Origin of the sequence: Streptomyces sp. NBRC 110035 (assembly GCF_000829695.1) — a bacterium.
Lineage (GTDB): Bacteria > Actinomycetota > Actinomycetes > Streptomycetales > Streptomycetaceae > Streptomyces.
On record NZ_BBNN01000029.1, the window covers coordinates 1 to 24156 of the forward strand.

General features: G+C 73.1%; 18 protein-coding genes and 1 rRNA gene. 6 read left to right on the forward strand and 13 right to left on the reverse strand.

Annotated features, from left to right (window positions below; genetic code table 11):
- Both TU30_RS19315 and TU30_RS19320 read right to left on the reverse strand, forming a co-directional pair.
- Window positions 1–457 (reverse strand): 16S ribosomal RNA (locus TU30_RS19315); the annotation flags it as partial.
- A gap of 566 nt (window positions 458–1023) precedes the next feature.
- Entirely contained in the window at window positions 1024–2031 is a 1008-nt protein-coding gene (locus TU30_RS19320) for a stage II sporulation protein M (protein WP_042171683.1), read from the reverse strand.
- Window positions 2032–2205: 174 nt separating this feature from the next.
- Between TU30_RS19320 and TU30_RS19325 the strand changes: the two genes are divergently transcribed.
- Window positions 2206–3147: an RDD family protein gene (locus tag TU30_RS19325; protein ID WP_042171684.1), complete on the forward strand. Its 942-nt coding sequence runs from the start codon at window positions 2206–2208 to the stop codon at window positions 3145–3147.
- A gap of 41 nt (window positions 3148–3188) precedes the next feature.
- On the opposite strand, the gene TU30_RS19330 is transcribed toward TU30_RS19325, so the two are convergent.
- The 8 genes from TU30_RS19330 to TU30_RS19360 form a co-directional block, all read right to left on the reverse strand.
- Window positions 3189–3803 carry a hypothetical protein gene (locus TU30_RS19330; RefSeq protein WP_042171685.1) on the reverse strand — a complete coding sequence of 205 codons (615 nt, stop codon included), beginning with the start codon at window positions 3801–3803 and terminating at the stop codon, window positions 3189–3191.
- Between the two features lie 191 nt (window positions 3804–3994).
- Window positions 3995–5452 (reverse strand): adenosylhomocysteinase, encoded by a 1458-nt coding sequence (gene ahcY, locus TU30_RS19335; RefSeq protein WP_042171686.1) that lies wholly within the window; start codon window positions 5450–5452, stop codon window positions 3995–3997.
- A gap of 443 nt (window positions 5453–5895) precedes the next feature.
- On the reverse strand, window positions 5896–6870 hold the full coding sequence (locus TU30_RS19340) for a cation diffusion facilitator family transporter (RefSeq protein WP_042171687.1): 975 nt from the start codon (window positions 6868–6870) through the stop codon (window positions 5896–5898).
- 145 nt (window positions 6871–7015) lie between these two features.
- Window positions 7016–8167: a mannose-6-phosphate isomerase, class I gene (gene manA, locus TU30_RS19345; protein WP_042171688.1), complete on the reverse strand. Its 1152-nt coding sequence runs from the start codon at window positions 8165–8167 to the stop codon at window positions 7016–7018.
- A gap of 140 nt (window positions 8168–8307) precedes the next feature.
- On the reverse strand, window positions 8308–9435 hold the full coding sequence (locus TU30_RS19350) for an SIS domain-containing protein (protein ID WP_042171689.1): 1128 nt from the start codon (window positions 9433–9435) through the stop codon (window positions 8308–8310).
- A 78-nt stretch (window positions 9436–9513) separates the two neighbouring features.
- Entirely contained in the window at window positions 9514–9684 is a 171-nt protein-coding gene (locus TU30_RS34290) for a Trm112 family protein (RefSeq protein WP_078878367.1), read from the reverse strand.
- Window positions 9685–10210: 526 nt separating this feature from the next.
- Window positions 10211–11575: a phosphomannomutase/phosphoglucomutase gene (locus tag TU30_RS19355; RefSeq protein WP_042171690.1), complete on the reverse strand. Its 1365-nt coding sequence runs from the start codon at window positions 11573–11575 to the stop codon at window positions 10211–10213.
- A 552-nt stretch (window positions 11576–12127) separates the two neighbouring features.
- The gene (locus tag TU30_RS19360) at window positions 12128–12595 is read right to left on the reverse strand and encodes a DUF3499 domain-containing protein (protein ID WP_078878368.1); all 468 of its coding nucleotides are present in this window, start codon (window positions 12593–12595) and stop codon (window positions 12128–12130) included.
- Window positions 12596–12872: 277 nt separating this feature from the next.
- Between TU30_RS19360 and TU30_RS19365 the strand changes: the two genes are divergently transcribed.
- Window positions 12873–13322 carry a metallopeptidase family protein gene (locus tag TU30_RS19365; protein WP_107068507.1) on the forward strand — a complete coding sequence of 150 codons (450 nt, stop codon included), beginning with the start codon at window positions 12873–12875 and terminating at the stop codon, window positions 13320–13322.
- A 24-nt stretch (window positions 13323–13346) separates the two neighbouring features.
- On the opposite strand, the gene TU30_RS19370 is transcribed toward TU30_RS19365, so the two are convergent.
- The 3 genes from TU30_RS19370 to TU30_RS19380 all read right to left on the reverse strand — a co-directional run bounded on the left by TU30_RS19370 (window position 13347) and on the right by TU30_RS19380 (window position 19191).
- Entirely contained in the window at window positions 13347–14897 is a 1551-nt protein-coding gene (locus TU30_RS19370; RefSeq protein ID WP_042171693.1) for a DUF5719 family protein, read from the reverse strand.
- Window positions 14894–18697, reverse strand: coding sequence for a glycosyltransferase family 2 protein (locus TU30_RS19375; protein WP_078878369.1), 3804 nt, complete (start codon window positions 18695–18697; stop codon window positions 14894–14896). The genes TU30_RS19370 and TU30_RS19375 overlap by 4 nt, the downstream gene beginning before the upstream one ends.
- Window positions 18698–18927: 230 nt before the next feature.
- Entirely contained in the window at window positions 18928–19191 is a 264-nt protein-coding gene (locus TU30_RS19380) for a WhiB family transcriptional regulator (RefSeq protein ID WP_004930599.1), read from the reverse strand.
- 777 nt (window positions 19192–19968) lie between these two features.
- Here TU30_RS19380 and TU30_RS19385 point away from each other — a divergent pair.
- The 4 genes from TU30_RS19385 to TU30_RS19400 all read left to right on the forward strand — a co-directional run bounded on the left by TU30_RS19385 (window position 19969) and on the right by TU30_RS19400 (window position 24155).
- A complete protein-coding gene (locus TU30_RS19385; protein WP_042171695.1) occupies window positions 19969–20553 on the forward strand; it encodes a cysteine dioxygenase family protein in 585 nt (194 codons plus the stop codon).
- Between the two features lie 54 nt (window positions 20554–20607).
- Window positions 20608–21666, forward strand: coding sequence for a 2-phospho-L-lactate transferase (locus TU30_RS19390; protein WP_042171696.1), 1059 nt, complete (start codon window positions 20608–20610; stop codon window positions 21664–21666).
- The gene (locus TU30_RS19395; RefSeq protein WP_042171697.1) at window positions 21663–23015 is read left to right on the forward strand and encodes a coenzyme F420-0:L-glutamate ligase; all 1353 of its coding nucleotides are present in this window, start codon (window positions 21663–21665) and stop codon (window positions 23013–23015) included. The genes TU30_RS19390 and TU30_RS19395 overlap by 4 nt, the downstream gene beginning before the upstream one ends.
- Window positions 23016–23120: 105 nt before the next feature.
- Window positions 23121–24155, forward strand: coding sequence for a DNA-3-methyladenine glycosylase (locus tag TU30_RS19400; protein WP_042171698.1), 1035 nt, complete (start codon window positions 23121–23123; stop codon window positions 24153–24155).
- Window position 24156 lies beyond the last annotated feature (1 nt).

A 24156-nucleotide genomic window follows, 5' to 3' on the forward strand; every position in this document is an offset into this window, starting at 1 on the left:
CCGTCACTTGCGCTTCTTCCCTGCTGAAAGAGGTTTACAACCCGAAGGCCGTCATCCCTCACGCGGCGTCGCTGCATCAGGCTTTCGCCCATTGTGCAATATTCCCCACTGCTGCCTCCCGTAGGAGTCTGGGCCGTGTCTCAGTCCCAGTGTGGCCGGTCGCCCTCTCAGGCCGGCTACCCGTCGTCGCCTTGGTGAGCCGTTACCTCACCAACAAGCTGATAGGCCGCGGGCTCATCCCTCACCGCCGGAGCTTTTAACCCCCACCCATGCGAGTGGAAGTGTTATCCGGTATTAGACCCCGTTTCCAGGGCTTGTCCCGGAGTGAAGGGCAGATTGCCCACGTGTTACTCACCCGTTCGCCACTAATCCCCACCGAAGTGGTTCATCGTTCGACTTGCATGTGTTAAGCACGCCGCCAGCGTTCGTCCTGAGCCAGGATCAAACTCTCCGTGAATGTTTTCCCGTGATCGGGAGAGCACACACGAGAGCGGAACGGTCGGGCGGAATGGGCCCGGCCGTTCACAGCGTCCTCGCTGTGTTTGTTTCAAAGGAACCTCGTCCCGGCCGAACGGCCGGAGACGGGGTATCAACATATCTGGCGTTGATTTTTGGCACGCTGTTGAGTTCTCAAGGAACGGACGCTTCCTTCGTACTCACCCTCTCGGGCTTTCCTCCGGGCGCTTCCCTTCGGTCTTGCGTTTCCGACTCTATCAGATCTTTCCGATCCGATGTCCCCGGGGTTTCGCCTTCCGGGTTTCCGCTTTCGCGTTTCCCTTTCCGGCGGCTCCGACTTTATCAGATGTTTCGTGCCGGACTGACCGGCCGAATTTTTCCGATTTCATCGGGAGGGGCTTCGTCGAATTCTGAAGTATTCGAGAAGCAGTCAGATGTTCACGGTTGCCCCTGCGGGTCAAAACCCATCTCCAGGCAACTGTTCAAATCTACCTCCCCGCTCGGTCCGTGTCAACGGTTCCTGCGGGGCGAAGAGGAGACTAGCAGCTGAACGGAGCTCCACGCACATCAGGCGGCCGTCGGCACGACGGCGCTGCGTTCGGCCGTCTCCAGGTCACCGGTCTCACCGGTTTGCGCCGCGCGCCCGCCCAGGACGTAGACGTAGGCCAGGAAGGCCAGCTCCGCGACGACTCCGATGGTGATGCGGGCCCAGGTGGGAAGGCCGGACGGGGTGACGAAGCCTTCGATCGCACCGGAGACGAAGAGGACCAGCGCGAGGCCGATCGCCATGGCCAGCGCTGCCCGGCCCTCCTCTGCGAGGGCTCTGCGCCGCGGGCGTGTCCCGGGATCGACGAGAGTCCAGCCGAGGCGCAGGCCGGTGCCGGCGGCGACGAAGACCGCGGTCAGTTCGAGGAGGCCGTGGGGCAGCACGAGGCCGAGGAAGGTGTCGAGCCTCCCGGCGGAGGCCATCAGTCCGAAGCCGACGCCCAGGTTGAGCATGTTCGTGAAGAGGATCCAGATGACCGGCAGGCCCAGGAAGACACCCAGGATCAGGCAGAGGGCGGCGGCCCACGCGTTGTTCGTCCAGACCTGGGCGGCGAACGAGGCCGCGGGGTTGCTGGAGTAGTACGTCTCGTACTGGCCGCCGGGGCGGGTGAGCTCGCGCAGCTCGGCGGGTGCGGCGATGGATGCCTGGACTTCGGGGTGGGTGCCGATCCACCAGCCGAGGAGGGCCGCGACCGCGGTGGACAGGAGCGCGGTGGGCACCCACCAGTGGCGTGCCCGGTACACGGCGGCCGGGAAGCTGTGCGTAAGGAAGTGGGTGACGTCCCGCCAGGACGCGCGGCGGGTCCCTGTCACGGCGCCACGCGCGCGTGCCACCAGCTGGCTGAGCCTGCCGGTCAGCTGCGGGTCGGGAGCTGCGGACTGGACCAGCGAGAGGTGCGTGGCCGTGCGCTGGTAGAGGAGGACGAGTTCGTCGGCCTCGGCGCCGGTCAGCCGGCGCCGGCGCCGGAGCAGGGCGTCGAGGCGGTCCCACTCCGCGCGGTGGGCGGAGACGAAGACGTCCAGGTCCATTGGTGTGCCTGCTCCTCGGCTGCTCGTCGGCTCCCGCCGCGGGCTCTTCGTCGGTCGTACGGACCGGCCGGCTTGGCGGTACGGGATGATCGGCTGGTCGTACTGCGATGCGATGTGCCATCAGCTTGGCAGACTGGCGGTGTTCCGGGCAGGGCAGGGGAAGGGCGGGCGGACGTGAGTGAGCTGGTGACGGGCGAGGCTGTGGCGTTGGAGCTGCGCCCCGCGAAGCTGCCCAGCAGGGCGCTGGCCGTGCTGCTCGATCTGGCCGCGGCCATGACGGTCTATGTCGTGGCGACCATCGCGCTGGTGGCTTCCACGTCTTCCCTGGACCAGGCGGCGCAGACGGCGATCTTCCTCGCGGTCTTTCTGCTGTTGCTGGTGGGCGGGCCGATCGCGGTGGAGACCCTCACCCATGGCCGGTCGCTCGGGAAGGTGGCCTGCGGGCTGCGGGTGCTGCGGGACGACGGTGGGCCGATCCGTTTCCGGCATGCGCTGGTGCGGGGACTGATCGGAGTGATCGAGATCCTGATGACGATGGGGGTCATCGCGTGCATCGCCTCGCTCGTGTCGTCGCGGGGGCGGCGGCTCGGGGACGTCTTCGCCGGGACCCTCGTCGTTCGGGAGAGGCTGCCGGTCGGGCCCGTGGGCTCGGTGCCGCCGCCTCCGCCCTGGCTGGCCGGCCGGTTCTCGGGGCTCGATCTGTCCGCAGTGCCGGACGGGCTGTGGCTCGCCGTACGCCAGTGCCTGACACGGATGCGGCAGCTGGACCCGCCGGTGGGGCAGGCCATGGCGGAGCGGCTGGCGGCCGACCTGGCGGACCGGACGGGTGCGCCGGTGCCGCAGGGCGTGCCGGCGGCGGCGTATCTGGCGGCGGTGGTGCAGGAACGGCAGGCCCGGGATGCGCGGCGTGCCTTCGGGCACGGTGTCGGTGGAGCGGCGGCCACGGGCGGCGGACCGGTCGGCGCATTCGGACCGGCGGGCCCGTATGCGCCGCCGCCCGTCGATCGGGCGGCTCCGCCCACCGCGTACCCCTCCGTTCCCGCGTCTCCGGCTTCTCCGGCTTCTCCCCCGCCTGCGGCCGAGAAGCCGTCGACCGGGTTCGTGCCGCCGGCGTAGGGCGTACGGCGCTTTCGGGGCGGGCGCCCGGGGTGGTCGGGTCAGCCGAGGGCCGAGGGGGGTGACTCGAGGTCCTCGAGTTCGATGCCGGGGGCCGCGAGGACCACGTCCCCGGAGAGGTGCACGGTGTGCCGCTCACCCGTGTCCAGGGCTGTGAACTGGTACGCGTCCACGGTCAGGGGTCCGTTGTCAGTGGCGTGTGCTTCTCTTTCCACCAAGGTCCAGGACTGGTCCACGGTGAGCGGGGCGAGCACCGGGTCCGTGAAGGCCACGAGGCGTACGCGGGTGGCCGGGGCGGAAGGGGTGAGGCGCAGGAGACGGGCGGTGGCGATGAGGAAGGCGGGTGAGGAGCCGGTGAAGGCGTGGGCGCGCACATTGCCTTCGGTGGCGTGGGTTCCGGTGGGGTCGGTACGGACCCAGGTGACGCCGTCGAGGGCGGCGCCGCGGACCTGCCAGCTCGCGGCGTGCAGTTCGAGTCGGACGGGGCGGCCGAGTTCGTCGAGGGCCAGGTCGACCGAGCCCAGGTGATCGCCGGAGGGGTCGGTGAGCTGGGAGACGTAACGCCAGCCGGAGGGACCGGGGGCGCAGTGGAAGTGTTCTTCGGCGAGGGGGGTGCGATCGTGCGGATCGTGGAGCGAATAGCGGCCGCGGGGCATGGGGGTCCTGGGTCTTGACGGGCGGGCCGGGCCGGTCCGCCCGGTCACCTGCCGGCCAACGGGACAGGCCCCCGTCACGGGGGTGCGGGGGCCTGTCCCGGATGGTCCTGCCACGGTGGGCGCGCCCGTGTACGGGCACGCCCACCGTGGCAGGAGCCTCGGCCCGGTGGGCGTCGGCTCGGGCGCCGGGCTCAGTAGCGGTAGTGGTCCGACTTGTACGGGCCCTCGACCGTCACACCGATGTACTCGGCCTGCTCGGGGCGCAGGGTGGTCAGCTTCACACCGAGCGCGTCGAGGTGCAGCCGGGCCACCTTCTCGTCCAGGTGCTTGGGCAGCACGTAGACGCCGGTCGGGTACGCGTCGGGCTTGGTGAACAGCTCGATCTGGGCCAGGGTCTGGTCCGCGAAGGAGTTGGACATCACGAACGACGGGTGGCCGGTGGCGTTGCCCAGGTTCAGCAGGCGGCCCTCGGAGAGGACGATGAGGACCTTGCCGTCGGGGTAGGTCCAGGTGTGGACCTGCGGCTTGATCTCGTCCTTGACGATGCCGGGGGTCCTGGCAAGGCCGGCCATGTCGATCTCGTTGTCGAAGTGGCCGATGTTGCCGACGATGGCCTGGTGCTTCATCCGGGCCATGTCCGAGGCCATGATGATGTCCTTGTTGCCGGTCGTGGTGACGAAGATGTCGGCCTTGTCGACGACCTCGTCCAGCGTCGTGACCTGGTAGCCGTCCATCGCCGCCTGCAGGGCGCAGATCGGGTCGATCTCGGTGATGATCACGCGGGCGCCCTGGCCGCGCAGGGACTCCGCGCATCCCTTGCCGACGTCGCCGTAGCCGCAGACGACCGCGGTCTTGCCGCCGATCAGGGTGTCGGTGGCGCGGTTGAGGCCGTCGACGAGGGAGTGGCGGCAGCCGTACTTGTTGTCGAACTTCGACTTGGTGACGGCGTCGTTGACGTTGATCGCCGGGAACAGGAGGGTGCCGTCCCGGTGCATCTCGTACAGGCGGTGGACGCCGGTCGTGGTCTCCTCGGTGACGCCGCGGATCTCGGACGCCAGCTGGGTCCACTTCTGCGGGCTCTCGCTCACCGTGCGGGTGAGGAGTTCGAGGATGACGCGGTGCTCGTCGGACTCGGCGGTGTCGACCGAGGGGACCTTGCCATCCTTCTCGTACTCGACGCCCTTGTGGACCAGGAGGGTGGCGTCACCGCCGTCGTCCAGGATCATGTTCGGGCCGCCGGTGGAGGCGTCCGGCCAGGTCAGCGCCTGCTCGGTGCACCACCAGTACTCCTCCAGCGTCTCGCCCTTCCAGGCGAAGACGGGGACGCCCTGCGGGTTCTCGGGCGTGCCGTTCGGGCCGACGGCGATGGCGGCCGCGGCGTGGTCCTGGGTGGAGAAGATGTTGCAGGACGCCCAGCGGACCTGAGCGCCGAGGGCGGTCAGGGTCTCGATGAGGACGGCGGTCTGCACGGTCATGTGCAGGGAGCCGGTGACACGGGCGCCGGCCAGGGGCTGTGCCTCGGCGTACTCCTTGCGGATCGCCATCAGGCCCGGCATCTCGTGCTCGGCCAGGGTGATCTCCTTGCGGCCGAAGGCGGCCAGGGAGAGGTCGGCGACCTTGAAGTCCTGTCGGGTGTCGACAGTCGTCATGGAGAGCTGCTCCTCGGGGTGTGGGTCGAGGTGGGTACGGCTGTTCTGCGCGGCGGCGGACACAGGAGTGCCCGAGGAGGGCACAGGCATGCCCCGCGTGCGCGCAGCGCAGTCCGTCGGAGGCCCTCTCTCCCTCGGCCGGTCCGCAGGGGACCGCCCGACCGCCATCAGCAGCGACGTCTGGCTCCGTCCCAAGCTACACCGACGGGCGGGGCCGACCCCAGCCGGTTGCCGAACACATCAGGCCGAACACGGAGGGCGACGAGACGGGGCGACGAACGGCAGGCGACGGGAAGGAGCCGCGCTGAGCGGAGAAGAACGGAGAAGAACGGCGGAGAACGGCAGAGAACGGACACGACCACCGGGGCCGGCGGTCGTCACCGGTCGGTGGTCGTGTCCGGTCAGGGGGTGCGCCCGGCCGACAGGGCCGGACGGGCGCGGGCTCAGTGTTCCGTCGGTGCGGGACCCCCGGGGCTGGCTGCGGCGTCGGCGCCCTTGGCGGCCTCGGTCTCGCTGTAGATGTCGGGCTCCAGGTAGATCACACGGGCGATCGGGACGGCCTCGCGGATGCGGGACTCGGCGGCGTCGATGGCGGCGGCGATCTCCGCGGCCGTGTCGTCGTGCCGTACGGCGATCTTCGCGGCGACCAGCAGTTCCTCGGGGCCGATGTGGAGGGTGCGCATGTGGATGATGCGGGTGACGGTGTCGCCGTCGACGACGGCGGCCTCGATCTTCCGGGTCTCCTCGGCGCCCGCCGCCTCGCCGAGCAGCAGGGACTTCGTCTCGAGCGCGAGGACCACGGCGATCAGGATCAGCAGGACGCCGATGCAGAGGGTGCCGATGCCGTCCCAGACGCTGTCGCCGGTGAGCAGGGCCATGCCGACGCCGCCGAGGGCGAGGACGAGGCCGACGAGGGCGCCGAGGTCCTCCAGGAGGACGACCGGCAGCTCGGGGGCCTTGGCGTGGCGGACGAACTCCTTCCAGGAGCGGTCGCCGCGCACCGCGTTGGACTCCTTGATGGCCGTGCGGAAGGAGAAGGTCTCGGCGATGATCGCGAAGACCAGGACGCCGACCGGCCAGTACCAGTGCTCCAGCTCGTGCGGGTGCTTGATCTTCTCGTAGCCCTCGTAGAGCGCGAACAGGCCACCGACCGAGAACAGCACGATGGAGACGAGGAAGGCGTAGATGTAGCGCTCGCGGCCGTAGCCGAAGGGGTGCTGCGGGGTGGCCTGCCGCTTGGCCCGCTTGCCGCCGAGCAGCAGCAGGGCCTGGTTGCCGGAATCGGCGACGGAGTGCACGGATTCTGCGAGCATCGACGAGGAGCCGCTGAAGAGGTACGCCACGAACTTCGCTACCGCGATCGCGGCGTTGGCAACGAGTGCCGCAACGATCGCCTTGGTGCCGCCTGACGCGCTCATGTGTTCGCGTTGTCCCTTCGTACGCCGTTGACGGGCCCGGGTCGGCGTCTTCTTGCACCGCCCGGGGCGTTGACCGTCCTGTAACGGGGGGACATTGTTGCAGCCCGATCGGACCACGGTGTGCCGGATCGTCGTGACCGGCCGGTCAGACGACGACCGTGGCCCTGAACAGGGTTCCGGTACCGGACACTTCGACCTTTTCGCCTGCGGGGACGAACACGGAGGTACCGGGGGACAGTTCGTGCTCGCCCGCGCGTACGGAGCCGGCGGTGCAGAGCAGGACCTGGGGGGTGGCCCGCGTGAGGTCGTGGGTGGCGCCGCCCGCGGGCAGGACGTAGCGGGAGAGCCGGAACTCGTCGATGGGGGTGTCGTAGAGCTCCTCGCCGTCGGGTGCGGCCTCCGGGCGCAGCACGCCGGGGTCGCCGGCCTCGAAGCGGACGATGCGCAGGAGTTCGGGGACGTCGACGTGCTTGGGGGTCAGTCCGCAGCGCAGCACGTTGTCGGAGTTGGCCATGATCTCGACGCCGAGGCCGTTCAGGTAGGCGTGCGGGACGCCGGCGCCGAGGTAGAGGGCCTCGCCGGGCTGGAGCCGGACGTGGTTGAGGAGCATGGCGGCGATGACGCCGGGGTCGCCCGGGTAGTGGTGGGCGATGGCGGCGTACGGGGCGTGGTCTCCGCCGAGGCGGTCGCAGGCGGCGGCCGCTTCGGTGACGGTGCGGGCCATTGCGTCGCGGTCGGCGGTGAGGACGGCGGTGAGGACCTCACGCAGGGCCGCTTGTTCGGGGTGCGCGTGCAGCAGGTCGACGTACGGCTTGAGGGAGTCCACGCCGAGGGCGTCGAGCAGTTCGGCGGCGCGCAGCGGGGCGCGGAAGCCGCAGAGGCCGTCGAAGTCGGTGAGGGCGCAGATCAGTTCGGGTTTGTGGTTGGCGTCCTTGTAGGTGCGGTGCGGGGCGTCGGCGGGGATGCCGCGTCGCTCCTCGTCCGCGTATCCGGTCTTCGCCTGGTCCAGGTCGGGGTGGACCTGGAGGGACAGGGGTGCGCCGGCGGCGAGGAGCTTGAGGAGGAAGGGCAGGCGCGGGCCGAACTTCGCGACCGAGGCCGCGCCGAGTTCCCGCTCCGGGTCGGCGTCGATGACCTCGGCGAGTGTGCCCCGGCCGGTGCGCGAGGGCGCGCCGGGGTGGGCGCCCATCCACATCTCGGCCTGCGGCTCGCCGGTCGGTTCGACGCCGAGGAGCCGGGCGATGGCGGTGGTGGAACCCCAGGCGTAGGGGCGGACGGTGTTGTCGAGGCGGTCCATGGGGTTCTCTCCGGGTCGTTCGGCAGGTTCTCGGCTCGGGCCGAAGGGGCGGCGCACGCGGAGGCGCATGCGTACGCCGCGGGGCGGACGCCCCCGGAAGTCCTGGTCAGAACATCCGTGCCGGTCCTGCCCCCGCATGATCAGGCTCTCGAGGTGAGCGCCAGGTAAACGGCGGCGAAATCCGTGACGGCGATCAGTTCGGCGAGGGTCTCCAGTTCGCCGCCCTCCTCCGGTTCCAGTTCGCTGATCGGTGTGTCGTGACCGAGGGCCAGCTCGCGGGCGGCCGGGGCGGCGGTGAGGCCGCCGATCGGGCGGTCGCGGAGCAGCACCGCGCGCGCGTGCAGAGCGGGGGCCTCCTCCACGCGGTCGCGGAAGAAGTCGTCCGGGTCGGCGCGGCCGGCGAGCGGGCCTGCCAGCAGGGCGCTGTGCGAGCTGAGCGCCTCGGGGAGTTCGGCGACGACCGCGGGGGTGCCGGACAGTTCCGCGAGGGTGGCGGCGAAGCGGCGGCCCGCCGGGCCGGCCGAGGTGCCCTCGGTCCACACGAGGGGAAGCGCGTCGGCGAGTTCCGCGGCCAGGGTCTTGGCGGGGTTGCTGTAGGTGGCGATGGCCGGGCCGCAGCGTTCGGCGATGCGGTCGAGACGGTCGGCGACCTTCTCCAGGACGTCCGGCGGGGCGGCGAGCAGGCCGGCGCGGTCCAGGAGCGCGAGCAGTGGGGTGAGCAGCGCCCACAGGACTCCGGGGGCGGAGGCGGCGAGGTCCTCGTCCTGCTCGTAGGACGCGGTCGCCATGGGGACGAACAGGGCGTGGGAGCCGTTGACCGTGTCGGCGAGCGGGGTCCGGGCGGGGGCCACGGCCACGACGGTGCAGCCGCGGCGGTAGGCCTGCTCGGTGAGCAGGGACAGGCCCGGCTCGGTGCCGTCCGGGGTGGCGATCAGGAGCAGGTCCACGGAGCCGGCCCAGCCGGGCAGTTCCCAGCGCAGCGCGCCCGCGGCGGGGGCCACGCCGGTGGGCGCGAGCCTGGTGACGGGGCTGCCGGCGCCGGCGAGCGTGCCGAGGAGGTCGGCGGTCTGGGTGGCGGCCGCGCCGGGGCCCGCGATGAGGACGGCGCGGGGCCGGCCGTCCGGTTTGAGGTCGTGGACACCGGCCTCGGCGGCATACCGTGCGGCGGTGCGGACACGGGCGCCCGCCTCGGCCGCGCCACGGAGCAGTCCGCGGCGGTCGGCCTCGGCGAGGCCCTCCGGTGAGTCCAGCAGCGATTCGTCGAGCATGGGGCGGCAGCCTCCGATCGGCGGGGCGTCGGTACGCGGGGCGGCGGGCGTCGGTGCGCGGGGCCGCCCGATCGTCGCTTACGCGGGGCGGCGGGCCTCGTCGACGAGGAGGACGGGGATGCCGTCGCGGACCGGGTACGCCAGGCCGCATTCCTGGCCGGTGCAGATCAGCTCGTTGTCCTGCTCCTTGAGGGAGGAATGGCAGGCCGGGCAGGCGAGGATCTCCAGGAGGCCGGTTTCCAGCGGCATGGGGCAGGTTCCCTTCGGGGCGGGCGTATGCGGATGTGCCTGGTCAGGGTACCGCCGGTGGGGGCGCTGCGGGCGGGCGGCGGAGGGTGGGTCCGGCGCCCCGGTCCGGCGGGGGCTCGGTGGCCGCCGGGGTGCGCCCTGACCTGCCCGCCCGTGAGAGCCGGACGCGGTCAGGGCCGGCGGCCCGGCCACCGGGCAGGCGGCCCCGGGCCGCGGGCCTTCGGACCCGGGCCCGCCCGGTGCAGGCCGTCGCGGTTCCGGGCCGGGAAGCCCTCTGACGCGGTGCCCGGGACGGCCGGGGTCCGTCCGGTGGATCGGTCGGAAGTGACCGGCGGCGTCTTCCGGGCCGGAGTGGGCGGGGTCCGGTGTGTGCGACGCAAGGCGGAGGAGGGCGCCGGCACGTCGGGCCCCGGACGTGGGGCCCGACGACACGGCCGCCGTCCCGGCCCGCCGTACGGGACGGACGTGCGACGGGCCGTACGGGGCTCTCCGCAGGCCGCTGGGCCGGCCGGCTCCGTCCCGGGCGTCAGCCTCTGATGACGGCCAGGGCCTCGTCGCGGATTCTGGCCATGGTGGCCTGGTCGCGAGCCTCCGCGTTCAGACGGAGGAGGGGCTCCGTGTTGGAGGGGCGGACGTTGAACCACCAGTCGGCGGCGGTGACGGTGAGGCCGTCCAGTTCGTCCAGGGTGATGCCGTCGCGGCCCTCGTACGCGGCCCTGATCGCGGCGAGGCGGGCCGCCTGGTCGTCGACCGTGGAGTTGATCTCGCCGGAGCCCGCGTAGCGGTCGTACTGGTCGACCAGGGCGGACAGGGTGCCCTGCTGGCCGCCGAGGGCGGCGAGGACGTGCAGGGCGGCGAGCATGCCCGTGTCGGCGTTCCAGAAGTCGCGGAAGTAGTAGTGCGCCGAGTGCTCGCCGCCGAAGATCGCGCCGCTGGTGGCCATCTCGGCCTTGATGAAGGAGTGGCCGACGCGGGTGCGTACCGGAGTGCCGCCGTTCTCCTCGACGACCTCCGGCACCGACCAGGAGGTGATCAGGTTGTGGATGACCGTGCCCTTGCCGCCGTTGCGGGCGAGTTCCCGGGAGGCGACCAGGGCGGTGATCACGGACGGGGAGACCGGCTCGCCGCGCTCGTCGACGACGAAGCAGCGGTCGGCGTCGCCGTCGAAGGCGAGGCCGAGGTCGGCCCCCTCCTCGCGGACCCGCTGCTGCAGGTCGACGAGGTTGGCCGGGTCGAGCGGGTTGGCCTCGTGGTGGGGGAAGGTGCCGTCGAGTTCGAAGTACATCGGGACGACGGTGAGCGGCAGGCCGGCCAGGACGGTGGGTACGGTGTGCCCGCCCATGCCGTTGCCCGCGTCGACGACGACCTTCAGCGGGCGGACGGAGGTGAGGTCGACGAGGGAGCGCAGGTGTGCCGCGTAGTCGTCCAGCGTCTCGCGCCGGGTCACGGTTCCCGCCGTGGCGGCCGGCTCGGGGGCGCCCGACTCGCTCCACTTCTCGACGAGTCCGCGGATCTCGGCCAGGCCGGTGTCCTGGCCGACCGGCGCGGCGCCCGCGCGGCACAGCTTGATGCCGTTGTACCGGGCCGGGTTGTGCGAGGCGGTGAACATCGCGCCGGGCAGGTCCAGCGCGCCCGAGGCGTAGTAGAGCTGGTCCGTGGAGCAGAGGCCGATCTCGGTCACGTCGACGCCCTGCGCCGCGGCGCCGCGGGCGAAGGCGCCCGACAGGCCGGGCGAGGAGGGCCGCATGTCGTGCCCGGTGACGATGGCGCTCGCGCCGGTCACCCGTGCGAAGGCGGCGCCGAAGAGTTCGGCCAGGGACTCGTCCCACTGGTCGGGAACGACCCCGCGTACGTCGTACGCCTTCACGATCTGTGACAGATCAGCAGCCACGGCCAGCCCTTCCGAAGGTCCTGTCGGTCACCACAAACTACCCGCAGAGGGTGACACTCCGCTGCGGGCGGTTCGTGGTGAGCGGCGGACGTCGGGGCGGGGCGGCAGCGGGGCAGCATCCGGCCGAGGACGAAGGTGCTCCGCCCCACCACGATCGGGCATCTGCCGAGCGGCAGGCCGGTCGGGCCTGCCGGATGCGCTTTCCCTCGGGGGCCGCCGAGCAGGACGGGGACGATCACGAGGGGCGGCGCCGCCACGAGGTCGGACGGAGCGGGTGGGCCGGCGACGGATTCCCGTTCCCGGACGTCCACGGACACACCTCCCGGATTCCGCAATGCGAAGGAGGGATCCCGCTACGTCCTCGGAATGACCCTGTCCCCGACAGGCGCGCGCACGGGCGTGCGGCGCCTCACCTCCGGGACCGGCGGGGCGGAAGGAGAAGGAGAGGACGGAGCGGCCTCTCCGGACGACCGCGGCACGGCCATGCGAACGGCCGCACAGGAGACGGCTGTTCAGGGATCGGGCGGCAGAGCCGGCGCACGTCGTGCGGCGTCAGTTGTCGGGAGAGCGGAGCACGCGCAGGTGGCCGCGTCGCGCGACCTCCATCGGGTCCGCGCCGCGCCCGCCGCCGGCCGCCCGCTCCTGGGGCCGGGCCGCTTCGCGCACCGCGTCCGCGAGCGCTTCGAGGTCGTCCCCGCTGGGCCGCGCCGGGGCCGAACCGTCGAGCAGACGGACGACCTCCCAGCCACGCGGTGCGGTGAGGCGCTCGGAGTGCTCGGCGCACAGGTCGTAGCAGTGGGGTTCGGCGTAGGTGGCGAGCGGGCCGAGGACCGCGGTCGAGTCGGCGTAGACGTACGTCAGCGTCGCGACGGCGGGACGGCCGCAGGCGGTGCGCGAACAGCGACGTACAGGGCTCACGATGTTGGACGGTACCGCACTCTTGAGCGGGCCGCGACGACTCCCCGCCTGCGCGCCTCCCCGTGTCGTGGCCTGAAATGCCCCACGCTCCCCTGCCGGCACACACCTCTGACCTGCTCCGACGCTCACATTCGGAACATCCGCGGATTCCACTCCGGTCATCACTTGGTACAAATACTGTCAAATACCTTGAGATCACCGATGCGCGAAAGATATGGAGTCGAGTCGAACCTTGGCCGGAACGGTCCTGCGACAACGCCCTGCGGGAACCGGGAACCGAAGCCGGTGGGGGTCGGGCGCCGGGCCCGTGCGGGACCGGCGCCCGGAAGCCGTGTGGGGGCCGGGCGCGTCGGACCGGCGGAGACTACGCTTCACCGTGATGGACACCCCTGTGACGCCCCGTGCCGCCGACCGCGGGCCCCGCCGTCGTGATCGCCACGGCCGTGGCATGCGCGGGCCGATCGCGCCTCCCCAGGTGCCGCTCGCCGCCAGCCGCGCGGAGACGTTCGCGGACCTGGTGCAGGACTCCGTGGAGCGGCTGGAGCGGCGGTGGCCGCAGCTGGCCGACATCGACTTCCTCGTGCTGGAGGTCCCGCGCCTGGACGCGCCCGGAGCGGGATGGAGCGACGAGCCGGTGCCGCTGGGCGACACCGTGCCGAACCGCGAGGGGCGTCCCGCGCGGGTGGTGGTCTACCGCCGGCCGGTGGAGATCCGCACCAAGGGACGCGACGAGCGGGCGGCGCTGGTCCACGAGGTCGTCGTGGAGCAGGTCGCCGAGCTGCTGGGACTGACGCCGGAGACCGTGGATCCCCGGTACGGCGAGGACTGACGGCCCACGGCCTGTCGGCGGGCCCTACTTCTGCAGGACCGACAGGTCCTCCTCCGTCTCCGGTACCGCCACCATGCCCCGGTCGTCGGGGAGGGTCTGGACCGTGAAGGCCGGGACACCGTCCTTCGTGGCGGTGAGGGTCCGTGAGGCGTAGACAGGCGTGTCGTCCGACTCGGGCTCGACCGTCAGCGCGTACGTGCCCTCCACGTCGTCCGGGACCGGAACCTCGATGTTCTGGGTGGTGCCGGCCTTGATCGTGTACGTCCCGGTCGCCGGCGTACCGTCCTCGCTGCCCGCGGAGACGGTGACCTTGACCTTGGCGGCGCCCTCGGGCGCGGTCACGGCGAGGGTGCTGTCCTTGGCCGTGTTGTCGACGGACGTCGCCCGCACCCCGACCTCGCGGGCCGCCGGGACGAACGCCGACTCCTGGCCGTCCCCCTTGCCGCGCAGCACCCGGACGGCCGCCACGACGGGCACCGGGCCGTCCGTCGGCGTGAGGACCAGGGAGCCCGCCTCGCCGCGCGTGACGTCGCCGAGGTCGACGGCGGTCGTCATGCCGCCCTTCACGTGAACCGTCTCGTTGCCGGCCGGTGTGATCAGCCCGGAGGGCGACGCGAGCTGCACCTTCAGGTCGGCGTCGACGTCGCCGGGGGTGAAGGCGACCAGGCGTACGGCGGTGGCGTCCTCGGGGATGCCGGGCAGGACCAGGCTGCCCGCCGGATCGGCCGACGCGGCCAGCCAGTCACCGCCGAGCGAGTCGTCCAGGGCCTGGACAGCCGCGCCGACCCGCCCGCTGCGGACGACGACGTGGACCGTCACGTCGGTCTGTTCCTCGTCGGTGAGCGTGGACAGCAGCACCGGTTCGGAGGAGTGCGGGGTGACCGTGATGCCCTCCCCCACCGTGGTCTCGAGGGCGCCGTCCTTGCCGTAGATCTCGATGTCCACAACGGCGGCGGAGTCGTCGGGGTTGGTCAGATGGACGTAGTCGGTGCGCTCGGGCGCGGTGCTCGCGCCGGGGAACCAGAACTCCGTGTCCGGGGCGGAGCAGTTGACGCCCTGCAGACCCCGGCCGGTGCCCGCGGCGACCTCGGTGGTCTGCTGCACGGTCCAGCCGGGGGCGAAGCGGCCCTCGGCGGTACCGACGAGCGCGGGTGCCTCGGCTCCGGAAGCGTCCACGGTGACCGGCTTGCCGGGCCCCTCCTTGTGCTCCAGCACCGGCTTCTCGGGCTTCGCGGACCCGGCTGCCTCCTCCCCCTCGCCCTCCTCGGCGCCCTCCTCGGCGTCTTCGCCCGTGCCTTCCTCCGCGGGCCGTCCCGCGGCGGCCGGCTGGAGTCGGGCGCTGCCCTCGCTCTCCGTGCCCTTCGTGACGGGCGTGAAGGACGTGTACGCCGTCTCGGCGAGGTCGGAGCCGCTGGGCGTCGGGCACAGCAGGCTCGAGCGTTCCACGGGCAGGTGGGCCGCCGCCGCGACGCCGTCGTCCGCGGCGGTGGGGTCCGGCGCGGTCAGGACGGCGAAGCCGGTGACGGCGGCGAGCGCGGTGGCTCCCGCGATCAGGGACAGGGTGGTGCGGTTCACTGCTGGCTCCCGTCGGGACGCTCACTGCCCGGTTGGGGGCGGTGCGGCTGCTCGGGGTCGTACGACGCGTCGTAGCCCTGCGCGTAGGTCTGGTCGTAGCCGTCGTAACCCTCGTAGCCCTGCCCGTACGCCGACGGGGCGTACGCGCTCGGGTCGTACTGCTGCTGGGGCGTGCCGTCGTAGGCGTACGGGTCGTACTGGCCACCCTGGCCGGCCTGGCCGGCCTGGTACGGGTCCGCCTGGTACGGCTGTCCGTAGCCGTCCGTCGCGTACTGCTGTTGCTGCTCCTGTTGCGACGGCTGCTGCTGTCCCTGCGGGTACGAGGCGGCGGCGGTGTGGGCGCCGTCGTACCCGGGGTCCGGATCCGGGTCCGGGTAGCTCGACGCGTCCCATGCGTCGTGGGACCGCTGCTGCGGAACGACCGCGGGAGCCGGCTCCGGCGGGGCGTCGGCCCCGTCGTCCGTCCCCTCGGTCACGCCGCCGTCGGCGCCTGCTTCCTCGGCGGCCGCGGCTTCCGCCTCCGCCTGGGCACGCAGGCGGCGGGCGCGACGGCCGTCGCCAACGAGCGCCTCGTCAGGGACGGCCGGCTCCTCGGGCAGGTCGTCGTCGACGTCGCGGCGCCGGCCGGGCAGCGCGAGCACGACGAGGACGACGGCGAGCAGCCCCTGTGCCCACAGCCACACGGTGTGGGTGAACGGGTCCTCGTAGGTGACGGCCAGCTGTCCGCCGGCGGCCGGGAGCTGGAAGCCCTGGGCCCAGCCGTCGACCGTGGTGCGGGTCAGCGGCTCGCCGTCGAGGGTGGCGGTCCAGCCCTCGGCCGCGGCGTCGGCCAGGCGCAGGACGCGCCCCTGGGCTCCGTCGGGGATCTCGGTGCTGATCCCGACCGGTCCGGCGGCCACGGCCCGGGGCTCGCCCTCGTCGCCCTTCGCGGGGACGATGGTCGCGCGGGCCACGTTCTGGTCGACGCGCCACAGCGCGCCGCCCGCCTGCTGGCTGAGCCGGGTCAGGCCGGGCGTGGCGTCCAGGACGCGGGTGACCTCGCGGGGCGCGCCCGGGTGGACCAGGACGTAGCGCACCGCGAATCCGCCGAGCTGGTCGGCCTGGTCGGCGCCGGAGCCGGCGACGAGGTTGGCGACGACCTTGTCGAGCCCGGTGTTCACACCGCTCGCGGCGGCGACCTCGGCGTCGCCCATGCGGGCACCGGAACCGCGGACCAGTACGTAGTCGACGCGGGCGGCGGAGTCACTGTCCAGGACGAGGGTGCGGGCCTGGTCGCGGGTGCCGCTCTCCTCGGCGACGAACGCGGGCACCTGCACGGGGTCGCGCCGCTCGAGCGGTCCGTCGGCGCCGCGGAGCACCCAGCCGGCGGCGGCCAGCAGCGGGCCGACCGCGCAGGCGAGGGCGATCAGCACGGCGACCGGCTGGCGCCAGCCGAAGCTCTGCTCGGCGACGCGCGCGCGGGCCCCGTCGGCGCCGAGCGTGGCCGCGGCCAGCAGGGCGATGCCGTAGACGAGGGTCGCGGGTCCCGCCCAGGTGGAGCCGTTGGACAGGACCGCGAAGACGAGTCCGACCAGGGCGGCCGTCCAGGCGGCGCGGATGGCGAGGAGGCGCTCGGAGCGGAGCAGGGCCGCGAGGGCGGCGAGCACGATGCCGACGAGCACCGGTCCGCCGACCGCGCCGGGGCCGCCGGGGCTCGCGCCGAGCAGGTCGAGGGCGGAGGCGGCGGAGGCGCCGTACTCCAGGCCCGCCTCCTGGAAGAAGCCGAGCGGGAGCAGCGACAGCGACCAGGGGGCGAGGACCAGCAGCGGGGTGCCGAGCTGGGCCAGGAAGCGGAGCCCGTGGGCCAGGAGGTCGGACCTGCGCAGGGCGAGGACGCCGAGGCCGAGGAACAGGGCGATGGGCCACACGATCGGGGTGAACGCGGTGGCGAGGGTGAGCAGCAGCGCGTACGCCCAGGTCGCGCGCCAGCTGCCGCGGACGCCGGGGTCGTTGGTGAGTCCGCTCGCGGCGGTGCCCGCGCGGGCGATCAGCGGCAGCAGCACGGCGAGGACGGCGGTGCCGATCCGGCCGCCGGCGAGGGCGCCCGCCACGGCGGGCAGGAAGGCGTAGGCGACGGCGGCCCAGGCGCGCAGCAGCCGGGACTCGACGAGCGGGCGGGAGGCGAAGTAGGCGGTGAGGCCGGCCAGCGGCACCGAGCCGATGAGCAGGACCGTCACGGCGAGCCCGGTCGAGCCGAGCATCAGGGTGGCCAGGGACGCGACGAGGGCGAGGTAGGGCGGTGCGGAGCCGGTGCCGCCGGCGCCCACCGCGTGCCAGGCGTCCGTGTAGCGCGCCCACAGCTCGCCGGAGCCGGCGGGGGCGGGCAGCAGGGCGCCGCCCGCGAGCGCGCCGCTGCCGAGGAGGGCGCGGCAGGCCGCGAGGGAGACGAGCAGCAGGAGCAGGAAGAGCACCGGGCCGGGCTTGCGGGCGATCCGCTTGAGCCGGGCGAACCGCTCGACCTCGATGAAGTCGGCGTCGTCCCCGCCGGGTCCGGACTCGATGGCGCCGCCATGCCGTCCGGCGCCGGTGGTGGTCTCGGGGTCGGAGCGGCCGACGAGGCTGCTCGCGGCCTGTTCGACGGTGACGCGGACGGTCGCGCCGGGGGGCGGGAACAGCGCCCGCAGTTCGCCCTTGTCGATCTGCGGGCTGCCGCGGTGGCGCCGCCCGGCAAGGATGCGTTCGGGCCGCAGCAGGGTGCCCACGAGGCCGCGTATCTCGTCGACGGCCTGTCCGGGGACCTTGCCGACGAGGTAGGCGAAGGTCCGCAGCACGGTGCCGAGGACGAGCCGCAGCAGCACCCAGGGCAGTGCGGCGGTACGGGTGTTGACGAGCAGAGTGTGGACGGCGCCCGCCTTGTCCGCCTTGTGCGGGGAGGCGGCGGTGCGGCCCACGCAGTCGACGGCGCGGCGCTCGCGGGAGGCGGCCTCGGCGTGCCGTACGACCGCGTCGGGGGCGACGAGCACCCGGTGTCCCGCCGCGTGCGCGCGCCAGCACAGGTCGACGTCGTCCCGCATCAGGGGCAGGTGCCGGTCGAATCCGCCGAGTTCGTCGAAGACGTCGCGGCGGATCAGCATGCCGGCGGTGGACACCGACAGGACGGAGCGGACCTGGTCGTGCTGTCCCTGGTCCTGTTCGCGGCGGTCCAGCCCGGTCCAGCGGCGGCCGGAGGGGGCGATGGAGACGCCGACCTCCAGCAGTTGCCGGCGGTCGTACCAGCCGCGGAGCTTGGGGCCGACCACGGCGACGTCGTCCCGGCCGAGCTCGTACTCGTTCTCCACGACGCCCAGCAGCCGGGCCAGCGCGTCGGGTTCGGGGGCGCAGTCGTCGTGCAGCAGCCACAGCCACTGCACCGGTTCCCCGTGCGGGAGGTCGGGCAGGTCGTAGGCGTCGTCGCGCCAGCTGCGCGTGACCGGGTCCCAGCCGCTGGGCCGTTTCAGGTAGGGCAGGTCGTCCGGGGTGAGGTCCGGCGCGGCACGGTGGCACTCATCGACGGCCTGGCCGAAGCCGGTGCGCCGGGCGAGGTGCAGGACGTGGTCGTCGCCGAGGGCTTCGGTGACCAGTCGGGCGGAGTCGTCCGCGCTGCCGGTGTCGGCGCCCATGGCGAACTGGACGGGGCGTTCCTGGCCGAGTAGCCCGGCGAGCGCGTCGGGCAGCCAGCGGGCTCCGTCGTGGGAGACGAGGACCGCGGTCACCACATGACGCGGGAACTCTGGTGCGGCAGCGGCGTCTTGGCTGGCTGCCGGGTGACTGTGCACGGACATCGAGGTACGGGCCCCGGTTCAGTGGACTGTGGGGGACGCCCGTGCCCGGTGGGGGCGGCGTGGCGTCTCGGACGAGCAACCACACTATCGGCTGGGCAGCAAGGCGGCCCGCCGCCTGTGGACAAACCACACGCGACGGGCCACAAGTCAACTGTGCGCACATCCCGGCCGTCTGACGCGTCAAAGAACAAGGCGCACATACGGGTGTGGCGTGCGCCACGCGCCGCCCCTCAGATGGCGGCCTTCTTCAGCCGGCGGCGCTCCCGCTCGGACAGGCCGCCCCAGATCCCGAAGCGCTCGTCGTTGGCGAGGGCGTATTCGAGGCACTCGGAGCGCACTTCACAGGCGAGGCAGACCTTCTTGGCCTCCCGGGTGGAGCCACCCTTCTCGGGGAAGAACGACTCGGGGTCGGTCTGGGCGCACAGCGCGCGCTCCTGCCAGCCGAGTTCCTCGTCCGCGTCGTCGACCAGCAGTTGCTCCACCAGCTCCGTCATGCGCGCCCCTCGTCCGTCTTTCGCGTCCCCGTGATGCTGCCGTTACCGATTCCGGCCGAACGACACGAGTGAAATTACAAGTGTGCCGATCCGTGCGAGTCAAGCCGAGATCTGCTATTGGCCCCCTTATTCACTCTGCGGAACCAAGCCCAAGCCGAAAGTGTTCAAATCGCCATAAATGCTGACACTCTGATGGGCCCTCAGGGCGCCCCGTCCCGCGCAGAGCCTCCACGGAGGAGGACGCCCGGGTGTTCGACCCCGTTGACCCGCTGACGCCACAGCGACCCGGATCACATTCGGATCACAGGACCGCAACGGCACGTGCGCCCCCGACCGTGTGCCCCTTGTGTCCCCGGAACCACGTGAGCAAACCTTTCGCCTCGCAGGTGGACCTGATGAGGTGAACCGTGTCCCACGATCCGGGCATCGAGTTGACACCGGAAGTCTGAGCCGCTGTCCTTGTGGGCATGCTCGCGAACCCGGCACTCGCCTCGACCCGCTCCGCCGGGTCCCTCGGTGCTGCCCGCGCTCGCTGCAGCTGTTGCGGTTGTTGAGCCCCACGCGCTCCGGCCCTTCGGATCGCCCTCGATCCGACCGCCGTTCCCCCCGCTCCCACCGGGGCACTCTCCGCCGCCGTCCGTGACCCGGACACACGCGGCACGTCGTCCGTGACAGGCCGGTTCTCCGCACGGCCCCGCCCGACGGCCGCACCCTCCGCCTCCCGAGTGCTTCCCCACCGCTTCCCGACCCCTTCTCCTCCGAGGAACCACCGCATCCATGAACAGCGACAGCGACCTCCAGATCGCCGGCGACATCCTCGAAGTACCGCATCTCCTGCAGCCCCCGCGCGAGCACCCGGCGACCGTCGCCGAGTTCGTCGGCCTGGCCCGCTCGCTCGCCGCCGACCGGTCCCGGTGGGAGCACCTGGTGCGGTACGACGCGAGCAGCCGCTGGTACCACCGGCTGCGCGCCGTGCCCCGGGCTCCCGGATCCGCCCTCGCGGGGGAGACCCCCGTCGGCTACGAGGTGTGGCTGCTCTCCTGGGTGCCCGGACAGGGCAGCGGGCTGCACGACCACGGCCGTTCCTCCGGCATCCTGACCGTCCTGCAGGGTTCCCTCACCGAGCGCACCGCACGCGGCACGCGCACACTGACGCCGGGCACGGAGCGGGTCTTCGCGCCGGGCTACGCGCACGAGGTCGTCAATGACGCGCTGGAACCGGCGGTCAGCCTGCACGTGTACTACCCGGGCCTGACCGAGATGCCGATGCACCCGGCCGCCCCGCACTCCGGGACGCGGACGGAGCCCCGGACGCCGGCCGCCCGGCCCGCCCCGCACGCCCCCGCCCGGCCGCCGGTGTGACGGACCGGCCGGCACGGTGCCGCGTCCCGCCCGGCGGCTGACAGACTGTTTCCCATGCGCATTGTGGTTCTGGCAGGCGGCATCGGCGGTGCCCGTTTCCTGCGCGGTCTGAAGCGGGCCGCGCCGGACGCGGACATCACGGTCATCGGCAACACCGGGGACGACATCCACCTCTTCGGGCTGAAGGTCTGCCCGGACCTCGACACGGTGATGTACACCCTCGGCGGCGGCATCGACGAGGAGCGGGGCTGGGGGCGGACCGACGAGAGCTTCCGGCTCAAGGAGGAACTGGCGGCGTACGGCGTCGGCCCGGGGTGGTTCGGGCTCGGCGACCGGGACTTCGCCACGCACATCGTGCGGACGCAGATGCTCGCCGCCGGCTATCCGCTGAGCGCGGTGACCCAGGCCCTCTGCGAGCGCTGGCAGCCGGGCGTCCGGCTGATCCCGATGACCGACGACCGCGTGGAGACGCATGTCGCCGTCACCCTGCCCGACGGCGACCCGGCGGCGGGGCCGTCGGCGGGGTCCGGGGCCGGGGAGAACCCGCCGGATTCCGCACCGGGTTCCGCGGCAGGCTCCGCGTCGGGTTCCGGTACGCGCAGGGCGATCCACTTCCAGGAGTACTGGGTGCGGCTGCGGGCGTCGGTCCCGGCCGAGGCGGTCGTGCCGGTCGGCGCGGAGCAGGCGAAGCCGGCGCCGGGGGTGCTGGAGGCGATCGCCGCGGCCGACGTGATCCTCTTCCCGCCGTCCAACCCGGTCGTCTCCATCGGCACGATCCTCTCCGTCCCCGGCATCCGGGAGGCGATCGCCGAGGCGGGCATGCCGGTGGTCGGCCTGTCGCCGATCGTCGGCGACGCGCCCGTACGCGGCATGGCCGACAAGGTGCTCGCGGCGGTCGGCGTCGAATCCACGGCGCGGGCGGTGGCCGAGCACTACGGCTCGGGCCTGCTGGACGGCTGGCTGGTCGACACGGTCGACGCGGCCGCCGTGGAGCACGTCGAGGAGGCGGGCATCCGCTGCCGGGCCGTGCCCCTGATGATGACCGGCATCGACGCCACCGCGCGGATGGCCCGGGAGGCGATCGCCCTGGCGGAGGAGGTGCAGGCGGTGTGAACGGCACGCGTGCGCACGACGAGGTACCCGCGGGTGGCGCGGCGTCGTCCGGCGGGTACCGGGTGTGGGCCGTCGCGGGGCTGCCCGAGGTCCGGCAGGGGGACGACCTCGCGAAGCTGATCGCGGCCGCGGAACCGGGGCTGGCCGACGGGGACGTGCTGCTCGTCACCTCCAAGATCGTCTCCAAGACGGAGGGCCGGCTGCGGGAGGCAGCCGACCGGGAGGCCGCGATCGACGCGGAGACGGTACGGGTGGTGGCCCGGCGCGGCCCGCTGCGCATCGTCGAGAACCGGCAGGGCCTCGTCATGGCCGCGGCCGGGGTCGACGCCTCCAACACGCCGGCCGGCACGGTGCTGTTGCTCCCCGAGGATCCGGACGCGTCCGCGCGGGCGATCCGCGAGGGCCTGCGGGACACCCTCGGGGTCACGGTCGGCGTGCTGGTCACCGACACCTTCGGGCGCCCCTGGCGGGCGGGGCTGACGGACGTGGCGATCGGCGCCGCGGGCGTCCACGTCCTGGACGACCTGCGCGGCGGGACGGACGCGTACGGCAATCCGCTGGGCGCCACCGTGGTCGCCACCGCCGACGAGCTCGCCGCGGCGGGCGACCTGGTCAAGGGCAAGGCCGCGGGCCTGCCGGTGGCCGTCGTACGCGGTCTGTCCGCCCTGGTGACGGCCGACGGCGAGCACGGCGGGGGCGCGCGGGCCGTGGTCCGCGACTCCCGCGACGACATGTTCCGGCTCGGTACCTCGGAGGCGGTACGGCAGGCGGTGACCCAGCGCCGCACGGTACGGGCCTTCACCGACGAGCCGGTCGACCCGGGGGCGGTGCGCCGCGCGGTGGCCGCGGCCGTGACGGCTCCGGCCCCGCACCACACCACCCCGTGGCGGTTCGTCCTGCTGGAGTCGCAGGAGTCCCGGACCCGGCTGCTCGACGCGATGCGGGACGCCTGGATCGCGGACCTGCGCCGGGACGGCAGGTCGGAGGAGTCCGTCGCCAGGCGGGTCCGCCGCGGCGACGTCCTGCGCGACGTGCCCTGCCTGGTCGTGCCCTGCCTGGTCATGGAGGGCTCGCACACCTACGGGGACGCGCGGCGGGACGGCGCGGAGCGGGAGATGTTCGTGGTCGCGACGGGTGCCGGCGTGCAGAACTTCCTGGTCGCCCTGGCCGGTGAGCGGCTGGGCTCGGCCTGGGTGTCGTCGACGATGTTCTGCCGGGACGTGGTCCGCGAGGTCCTGGACCTGCCGACGGGCTGGGACCCGATGGGCGCGGTGGCGGTGGGCCACCCCGCCGGGGAACCCCGGCCGCGGCCGGAACGGGACGCGGGCGCGTTCATCGCCGTGCGATGAACCGGGCGGGAGGGCGGGGCGCCTACCCTCGTAGGCACCCCGCCTTCCCCTGCCTCCGCACCGCTCCACCACTCCCCCCTCCGCCCCTACCCCCGGGAGCCCTCCGTGGCAGGACGTTTCGCTCCCCGGCCCGCCCCCCGGCCTGTCCCCCGCCCCGCTCGTACGACCGTGCGGGACGGGCGGGCCGTCGAGCCGGCGGGGGTGCCGCGACAGGCACCGGTCCCGGCCGGCCCGCCCTCGGTCCGGACGTGGGTGCCGGACGGCCCGCTGGACCTCGGGCTGGTCCTCGGGCCGCTGCGGCGCGGGTCCGCGGACCCGACGCTGCGCACGCTGCCGGACGGCTCCGTGTGGCGGACGAGCCTGACACCCGCCGGGCCGGGCACGCTGCGGGTGACGCGGCACGGCGGCGAGGTGCGGGGCGAGGCGTGGGGGCCGGGGGCCGGGTGGCTCCTGGACCGGCTGCCCGAGTTGCTCGGCGCCGCCGACGACCCGGCCGCGTTCGTCCCCCGGCACAAGCTGCTGGCACTCACCCGGCACCGCAGGCCGGGGCTGCGGCTGGCCCGGACCGGGCTGGTGCTGGAGTCGTTGATCCCGTCGGTCCTGGAGCAGAAGGTCACCACCGGTGAGGCGTACCGGGCGTGGCGGCTGCTGGTCCGCACGTACGGGGAGCCGGCCCCCGGGCCCGCGCCCGAGCGGATGGCGGTGATGCCGTCGCCCCGGACCTGGGCGCTGATCCCCTCCTGGGAGTGGCACCGGGCCGGTGTCGACGACAAGCGGGCGTCCACGGTGCTGCGGGCGGTGCGGGTCGCGGCGCGGCTGGAGGAGGCGGCCGGGATGGCTCCGGCGGCGGCACGGGCACGACTGGAACTGGTGCCGGGCATCGGGCCGTGGACGTCGGCGGAGACGGTGCAGCGCAGTCACGGCGCGCCGGACGAGGTGACCACGGGGGACCTGCACCTGCCGGGCATCGTGGGGTGGGCGCTGGCCGGGAACCGGGACGCGGACGACGCGGCGATGCTGGAACTGCTGGAGCCGTATGCCGGTCAGCGGCACCGGGCGGCGCGACTGGTCCTGCTGAGCGGACGGACGCCGGCACGGCGGGCACCGAAGATGCCGCGCTGGGACATCGGACGGCTGTGAG